Annotated in this window: 8 protein-coding genes and 2 pseudogenes; 4 read left to right on the plus strand and 6 right to left on the minus strand. The window is 63.2% G+C overall.

Annotated elements, in window-relative coordinates:
- The coding region (locus ACRCSW_RS24290; RefSeq protein ID WP_438708230.1) for a hypothetical protein at nucleotides 1–207 on the plus strand (207 nt) is incomplete at its 5' end.
- Here ACRCSW_RS24290 and ACRCSW_RS24295 read toward each other — a convergent pair.
- The 5 genes and pseudogenes from ACRCSW_RS24295 to ACRCSW_RS24315 all read right to left on the minus strand — a co-directional run bounded on the left by ACRCSW_RS24295 (nucleotide 180) and on the right by ACRCSW_RS24315 (nucleotide 4,308).
- On the minus strand, nucleotides 180–1,184 hold the full coding sequence (locus ACRCSW_RS24295) for a PhoH family protein (protein WP_438708231.1): 1,005 nt from the start codon (nucleotides 1,182–1,184) through the stop codon (nucleotides 180–182). The two genes, ACRCSW_RS24290 and ACRCSW_RS24295, sit on opposite strands and share 28 nt — an antisense overlap.
- Before the next feature lie 186 nt (nucleotides 1,185–1,370).
- Nucleotides 1,371–1,739 (minus strand): hypothetical protein, encoded by a 369-nt coding sequence (locus ACRCSW_RS24300; RefSeq protein ID WP_438708232.1) that lies wholly within the window; start codon nucleotides 1,737–1,739, stop codon nucleotides 1,371–1,373.
- Between the two features lie 29 nt (nucleotides 1,740–1,768).
- Nucleotides 1,769–2,332 carry an OmpA family protein gene (locus ACRCSW_RS24305; protein WP_438708233.1) on the minus strand — a complete coding sequence of 188 codons (564 nt, stop codon included), beginning with the start codon at nucleotides 2,330–2,332 and terminating at the stop codon, nucleotides 1,769–1,771.
- 185 nt (nucleotides 2,333–2,517) lie between these two features.
- Nucleotides 2,518–3,822, minus strand: a pseudogene (miaB, locus tag ACRCSW_RS24310) (tRNA (N6-isopentenyl adenosine(37)-C2)-methylthiotransferase MiaB); the annotation flags it as partial.
- Between the two features lie 66 nt (nucleotides 3,823–3,888).
- Nucleotides 3,889–4,308, minus strand: a complete 420-nt coding sequence (locus ACRCSW_RS24315) for a GFA family protein (RefSeq protein WP_438708234.1) — start codon at nucleotides 4,306–4,308, stop codon at nucleotides 3,889–3,891.
- 149 nt (nucleotides 4,309–4,457) lie between these two features.
- Here ACRCSW_RS24315 and ACRCSW_RS24320 point away from each other — a divergent pair, with 149 nt between their 5' ends.
- Together ACRCSW_RS24320 and ACRCSW_RS24325 are read left to right on the plus strand one after the other, a co-directional pair.
- Entirely contained in the window at nucleotides 4,458–5,327 is an 870-nt protein-coding gene (locus tag ACRCSW_RS24320; RefSeq protein WP_438708235.1) for a hypothetical protein, read from the plus strand.
- A gap of 135 nt (nucleotides 5,328–5,462) precedes the next feature.
- Nucleotides 5,463–6,119 carry an AAA family ATPase gene (locus ACRCSW_RS24325; protein WP_438708236.1) on the plus strand — a complete coding sequence of 219 codons (657 nt, stop codon included), beginning with the start codon at nucleotides 5,463–5,465 and terminating at the stop codon, nucleotides 6,117–6,119.
- Nucleotides 6,120–6,167: 48 nt separating this feature from the next.
- Here ACRCSW_RS24325 and irrA read toward each other — a convergent pair whose 3' ends face one another.
- Nucleotides 6,168–6,578 carry an iron response transcriptional regulator IrrA gene (irrA, locus tag ACRCSW_RS24330; RefSeq protein WP_438708237.1) on the minus strand — a complete coding sequence of 137 codons (411 nt, stop codon included), beginning with the start codon at nucleotides 6,576–6,578 and terminating at the stop codon, nucleotides 6,168–6,170.
- A 284-nt stretch (nucleotides 6,579–6,862) separates the two neighbouring features.
- On the opposite strand from irrA, the pseudogene ACRCSW_RS24335 reads away from it, so the two are divergent.
- Nucleotides 6,863–6,945 (plus strand): annotated as a pseudogene (locus ACRCSW_RS24335) (beta-hydroxydecanoyl-ACP dehydratase); the annotation flags it as partial.

A 6,945-nucleotide genomic window follows, 5' to 3' on the forward strand; every position in this document is an offset into this window, starting at 1 on the left:
TCGGAAGAAGGGCGCGCCGCGCGGGAGTATTTGGAAAAGAGCAAATGCGCTTGCTCTTTTTTCAAGTACTCCGGGGAGCTCGAGGGGCAGCGCCCCTCGTCAGCCGAGGAGGAGGGCGCAAGCCCCGACGACGAGACAAAGAGTCTTCGCGCGTCAGCGCTCAATCTGAAAGCCGCCCGTCACCCGATGGCTTCGTCCGCCTCATAGGCCTCGATGATCCGACCGACCAGCGGGTGCCGAACTACGTCCTTCGAGGTGAAGTAGTTGAAGCTGACCCCCTTGACGCCCTTCAGGATCCGCTCGGCATCCGCAAGGCCCGAAGCGGTACCCCGCGGCAGGTCGACCTGGGTCCGGTCGCCGGTGATCACCATCCGGCTGCCCTCGCCCAGACGGGTCAGGAACATCTTCATCTGCATCGTGGTCGCGTTCTGCGCTTCATCCAGCACGATGAACGCGTTCGACAGCGTCCGACCCCGCATGAAGGCCAAAGGCGCGATCTCGATCCGCTTCTCCTGGATCAGCTTTTCCACCTGCTTCGATGGCAGGAAGTCGTTCAGCGCGTCGTAAAGCGGCTGCATGTAGGGATCGACTTTTTCCTTCATGTCGCCCGGCAGGAAGCCCAGCCGTTCGCCCGCCTCGACCGCCGGACGGGACAGGATGATCTTCTCCACCGCGCCGGAGATGAACATCGTCACCCCGACCGCGACCGCCAGATAAGTCTTGCCCGTCCCTGCCGGGCCGATGCCGAAACCAAGCTCGTTCTGGAAGAGGTTCGCGACATAGGCTTTCTGCGCTTCGGTCCGGGGTTCGATAGGCTTCTTCCGGGTTCGAAGCTCCATCCCCGTGCTGAAAAGCTCGATCTGCTCGGCGCCATCGGCTTCGCCCACCGGGCGGCCCATCCGCAGGGCACCGTCGATGTCTCCCGCTGCCACGCCGCGCCCTGACTCGAGCCGCGCATAAAGCGACCTTAGCACCGCCGCTGCCTGTTCCCGCGCTCCCTTGTCGCCGATCACCGCCAGGCGGTTGCCGCGTCGAAGGATATGCACCCCCATCTGGTGTTCGATCTGTGCAAGATTGCGGTCAAACTCGCCGCAAAGATCGATCAGCAACCGATTGTCAGGAAATTCGAGGACTGTCTCCACAATATCCTCGGCGGACGGGGGGGTCAGCGCGCTGATGCCCAACGGGCGCTCCTTCTGTGATGGCCACAGGCAAACTGTGCAGCCGGATACGTCATCTGGCAAGCGAAACCCGCCGCCAACACTAAGTCTTGTACGGAAACATGCCGTTTTCATGACGAAGTTCGCGGTCGGCGCCAAAGAAAAAGGCCCCGGTCCTGCCGGGGGCCTCCTGCAGCTAAACGATACGGGCTAGCGTGGAACGCGGTCCGCGATCGGCGAGCTTGACGACTGATAGTCACCAATGACAGTTCCGGGCGGATACTTGTCGTCGCAGACCGGCAGACCGGTTTTGGGGTCGAAGCGCGGGGAGGAATAGCCCTCAAGCCCGTCATCAATGATCCAGACCTGACAGCCATCTGGATCGTAGGCAATTGCAGCTTCGCCCTCGACGAGACCACCATCGTCGGTGCCCCGGTCATCGTCCTCCGCAATCACCGAGTCAGGCCCGTGATACAGCCTTGAGCCTTCGAACACGCCGCAGCCCGAAAGTGCCGCGCCCATTGCCAGCAACAGACTCAGCCTAAACGGGTCCCAGGTCTGGCCGTCCTTGCGATCCATGGCAGTTTCTCCTGCAAATGTCATCGTGGTCAGCCCTTCAAGCAGAGAACTTCGACACGGCGGTTCTTGGCCATGCCCTTGCTGGTCGCGTTCGAGGCGGCTGGCTGGCTCTCGCCGTAGCCGACCACGCTGTCCACCGCCGCACCGACGGAACGTGCGACAGAGGCGACGGCCCCGGCGCGCGCTTCAGAGAGGCCCTGGTTATAGGCATCCGAGCCACGGCTATCGGTGTGCCCAGCGATCGAATACGAGAAGGCACCCGCCTGGCGGAAATACTCCTCAAGCTTCGACCGGCCTGCCGCCGTCAGGGTCGCGCTGGCCGTAGCGAAATAGGTGTCGGTGCTTTCGGTCAGGCAGCTCGTCTGCTTCAGACACACGGGTTTCCCGGTATGCGGGTCGCGCCGGGGCACCATGTAGCCTTCGGTTCCGCCGTCCGCCCACCAGTGCTGGCAGCCGTCCCGGTCGATCCAGACGCCCCATTCGATCTTGCCAGTGACAGCCGCATCCTGTGCCATCGCCATCGGCCCGACAACAAAGCATGCGCCCACGAAGGCCGACAGCAGCCCGAACCGCAGCGCGCTCCCCAGTTTCATCAATGCCCCCACTCCTTCGTTCTGACCCGGCCGAGTCGTCCCACTCTTGCGGGCTATAAAACAGATCAATGTGCCCCAAGAGAAGAAGTTCGTCGGTATTTGCCGGTTTTTTTGCATCAGACCAATCCTGAAGTGCGACTTTTTGGCCATTCTGCCACAGTCGGATCAGGTCCGACGATCTCGAAAAGTGGTTCTGCTGCCAAAGAGTTGGAGGACGAAGCTAAGACGCGTACCCGCTTAAGTTGTCCGATCCGGCCTTCGGGATCCGTAACGTGAACGGCATGCAGGTGATCGGACTTGCCGACCATCTGCCCGGCCTTCCGTCCGGCCTTCTCGTAAAGAACCTGAACCTCGCGACCCACCATCCGCTCTTGCGCCTCATGCTGCTGGGCCGTGATCAAGGCCTGCAAGGCCTGCAAGCGCTCGTCGGCCACATCGGCCGGAACCGGTGTCTTCTCGGCGGCGGGTGTGCCAGGCCGCGCCGAATACTTGAAGCTGAACGCCGCACCGAACCCGACCTCCCGAACCAGCGCCATTGTCGCCTCGAAGTCAGCCTCCGTCTCGCCTGGGAAGCCTACGATGAAGTCCGACGACAACAGGATATCCGGTCGCGCCGCACGGATGCGATCCACCAGCCGCAGATAGCTTTCGGCGGTGTGTTTGCGGTTCATCGCCTTCAGGATCCGGTCGCTGCCCGACTGCACCGGCAGATGCAGATAGGGCATCAACTCCGGCAGATCGCCATGCGCGGCAATCAGGTCGTCTTCCATGTCGTTCGGGTGGCTGGTCGTATAGCGAAGCCTCGCCAGACCCTCGATCCTGGCCAGCTCGCGCAGAAGCCGGGCCAGGCCCCATACGCCCCCCGGCCCCTCGCCGTGATAGGCGTTGACGTTCTGACCCAGAAGCGTGATCTCGCGCACGCCCTGCGCCACCAGCCCCCGCGCTTCGTCCAGAAGCCGAGACACCGGGCGGCTCACTTCCGCACCCCGTGTATATGGGACCACGCAGAAGGCGCAGAACTTGTCACACCCTTCCTGCACGGTCAGAAACGCCGTCGGGCCGCGCAGTGCCTTCCGTTCCGGCAGGGCCGAGAACTTGTCCTCAAGCGGAAACTCGGTATCGACCTGCCGCCCCCCGGCTTCCACCATCTCCGGGAGCCGGTGATAAGCCTGCGGCCCTACCACCAGATCAACGACCGGGGACCGGCGCAGAATCTCCGCGCCCTCGGCCTGCGCCACGCAACCCGCGACGCCCACCTTTAGCCCCGGCTTCGCCACCTTCAGCGACCTCAGACGCCCAAGGTCGGAGTAAAGCTTCTCCGACGCCTTCTCGCGGATGTGGCAGGTGTTCAGCAGCACCATGTCCGCGTCTTCCACCACGTCCGTCGTGACATAACCCTTCGCGCCCAGGGCTTCTGCCATGCGCTCGCTGTCGTAGACATTCATCTGGCAGCCGTAGGTCTTGACGAACAGCTTCTTGGCGTCGGTCATGCGGGTCGGTCCCTGTAGGATGATCCGGGCGTTTACACCCTCTGGTCCAACACAGCAACGTCGGGATCAGCCCGCGGCCGTCGTGACATCCGGCCCATCGGCAGCATACTGCGGCAAACCGTCGTTGATCTGGTAGTATTCCGGTCGCCCCTCGGTGCAGATGTGGTAGCCGGGGTGCAGGCATTCGGGTCGGTCGAAAGACCCGGCGAGGATGGCATAGCGCGCGTCGTCGTTTGGCTTCCAGAACAGTATCGTTCCGCATGTTGCGCAGAACCCCCGGCGGGCAAACTCCGATGCAGCAAACCAAGTCAGGCTTTCCCCGCCCACAAGATCCAGGGCGTCCGCACCGACGCTGGTTGCGGCAGAGTAAAGGCCAGACTGTCGGCGGCATTGCGAGCAATGACAGAATATCACGTCGCGCAGGGGGCCGCTGGTTGTGAAGCGTACCTTTCCGCAAAGGCAGCCTCCAGTTTCTTTCCCCGTCATGTCGGCCTCCAGTCGTCACTGGCGACAGAGTCGCATGCGCCGCATCCCGCGACCCAACGAAAGGCGACAAACCGGCTCGCCAATGCGACGGCTTGCATTGCCCGCGCCGATCGCCGAATCTGGCGCGTGATCCCGACCGGACCCCATGAATGCGTTATCCAAGCCTGACCGAACTTCTTGACCGCAAGCGTACCGCGCTTGGCAAAGGCCCGCTTTCCGTCGTCCTTGCCGAAGACGATGTCGAGATCGGCTCCACCCTTGATCACCAGCTCGCCTGCGGCTTTCGCGACGTCCTGCTCCTGGCGCCCGAGGGCGTACAGGTCTCGCCCGATCACGAAACGCGGGTGCATATAGTTACCCATGACGTCTTCGCGGATGGCGCGCTTGTCGCGGCCGTGAACCAGGTGATCGCAAAGCTGCCCGGCACCTGGCTCCACTACTGCTACAACGCCGAGTACCTCTTCTTCCCGTTCTGCGAAACACGCCGGGTGCGTGAGCTTCTGACCTTCCACGCCGAAGAACGGCGCGAGGCGATGCTGACCTATGTCATCGACCTTTACGCTGGCGACCTCGGGTCCAGCGCCGACGCCGTCTCGCGCACCGATACCTGGCTGGACCGCTCGGGCTACTATGCGCTGGCCCGCAAGGACCCGGCCAACGACTGGCAACCGAAAGAGCGGCAGCTCGATTTCTTCGGCGGCCTGCGCTGGCGGTTCGAGGAGCACATCCCCTACCCCCGCCGCAAGATCGACCGGATATCGCTGTTCCGTGCCAAGCCCGGCCTGAAGCTTCTGCCCGACTTCACGCTGTCGGACGAAGAGATGAACACCTACACCTGCCGCTGGCACCACAGCCTGACGGCAGCGGTCTGTTCCTTCCGCACTGCCAAGGCCTTGCGCACCAATCCCGGCTCACGCCACGCGATCCAGACCTTCCTCTGGCCCAACTCCGTCCGCTTCGACTGGCACAGCCAGCAACTGATGGACCTCGGGCTGATGGAACCAGGGCAGTGGTTCTAGGCAATGGCGCGCCGGTCAAGAGGGACGCGCCTGTCCGCCCCGTTTCTGCGACGGATAGCATGGCGCGATCCCAATGATGCCCGACCGAAGGAATACCCCTTCACCCTGCCGTTCATGCGCGATCCCGAGTGGCAGATGGAATTCACAACCCCAGTCACCATTATCATCGGCGAGAACGGCACCGGCAAATCGACCCTGATCGAGGCAATTGCGGCCTTTGCCGGCTACGACGAGGCTGGCGGCGGCAAAGGCTATCGGCCGGTTGATCACTCCCGCGCGCTCGACCGCTCGGGCGCAGCACTGGCCGATCACTGGCGCGCGGCCTGGCTGCCCAAGATCACCGACGGCTGGTTCTTCCGCGCCGAGTCATTCTTTTCGGTCGCCCGCTATCTTGATGAGACGGCGCGGGACGCAGGTGGGTCGCCTCCCGACTTTCTCTCGTACTCGCACGGCGAAGGGTTCATCCGGCTGTTTCAAGAGCGCTTCGCCCGGCAGGGGCTCTACCTCATGGACGAACCCGAAAGCGCCCTTTCCCCCAAGCGGCAACTCGATCTGCTGGCGATCCTGTCGCGCGTTCAAACCACAGCCTCTGCGCAGGTCATCATGGCAACGCATTCTCCGATCCTGATGGCCCTTCCCGGCGCGCGGCTGTTGCAGGTAACGCGGTTCGGCCTTGACGAGACCGATCTGCAATTGACGCCGCACTTCCGGCTCTACGAAAGCTTCTGCCGAGATCCGATCGCTTTCGTCACCGAGGCCTTGGATGACCGGAAGATCACCGACGAGGACTGATCGCCCGGCGGTCAGCGCGGAAAGCCTGTTATCGGTCGAGATATCGCCTCAGGCCCGGCGCAGCCGGATCACCACATCGACGCGGGCCACTTCCATGCCGTCTGGGGCCTTCGGCAAAGCCGAAATCTCCAGCTCCTCGGCCGGGGCATCGGTAAGCGTATGGCTGTCTTCCCAGTAGAAATGCGGGTGATCGTCTATCCGCGTATCGAAATAGCTTTTCGACCCGTCGACCACGACTTCGTTCATGAGCCCCGCATCGCAAAAGGCGCGGAGCGTGTTGTAAACGGTCGCAAGGCTGACCTTCTCGCCCGCCTCGGCCGAGAGCGCATGCAGGCTTTCCGCGGTCACATGCCGGTTCTCGCCGTCGCCCACCAGAAGGCAGGCGAGCACAAGCCGCTGACGCGTGGGGCGCAGGCCCCCCGCCTTCAGCCAATCTGCGCTGCGTTCGGTGCCGGTCAAATGCCCGCCCCTTGCCGTTGCTCTGCGTTGATATAGGGCCGAGAACCCGACTGTTTCAATCCGGAATCGCCCGTTTCAGCGGGAAATCCCCTCAAATCCCTGCCGAATCCCGCTCCCGACGACAAAAGTCATCACTATGGGGCCGTTGCGATCGGCCACAATGACGTGATCGGGCGCGGGGGCAACGCCGTCATGGCCGCCTCCCGTCTCCGCCCGGCTGCGCTTGCCACCTTTCCCCCCCGGATGCTAGGGATGCTCAAACGCTTATCGGGGGACCACAAGGGATGGCGTCATATCCGACCTACTTCGACAAGGACGCGCTTCTCGCCTGTTCGCGGGGCGAGCTCTTCGGCCCCGGCAACGCCCA

Origin of the sequence: Tabrizicola sp. (assembly GCF_051645465.1) — a bacterium.
Taxonomy (GTDB): Bacteria; Pseudomonadota; Alphaproteobacteria; order Rhodobacterales; family Rhodobacteraceae; genus Tabrizicola.

Coding starts and splice junctions, on each gene's coding strand:
- ACRCSW_RS24315 (WP_438708234.1), bottom strand. CDS start 4,308: ATGACGGGGAAAGAAACTGGAGGCTGCCTTTGCGGAAAGGTACGCTTC.
- ACRCSW_RS24325 (WP_438708236.1), top strand. CDS start 5,463: ATGGAATTCACAACCCCAGTCACCATTATCATCGGCGAGAACGGCACC.
- ACRCSW_RS24305 (WP_438708233.1), bottom strand. CDS start 2,332: ATGAAACTGGGGAGCGCGCTGCGGTTCGGGCTGCTGTCGGCCTTCGTG.
- ACRCSW_RS24300 (WP_438708232.1), bottom strand. CDS start 1,739: ATGGATCGCAAGGACGGCCAGACCTGGGACCCGTTTAGGCTGAGTCTG.
- ACRCSW_RS24320 (WP_438708235.1), top strand. CDS start 4,458: ATGCGTTATCCAAGCCTGACCGAACTTCTTGACCGCAAGCGTACCGCG.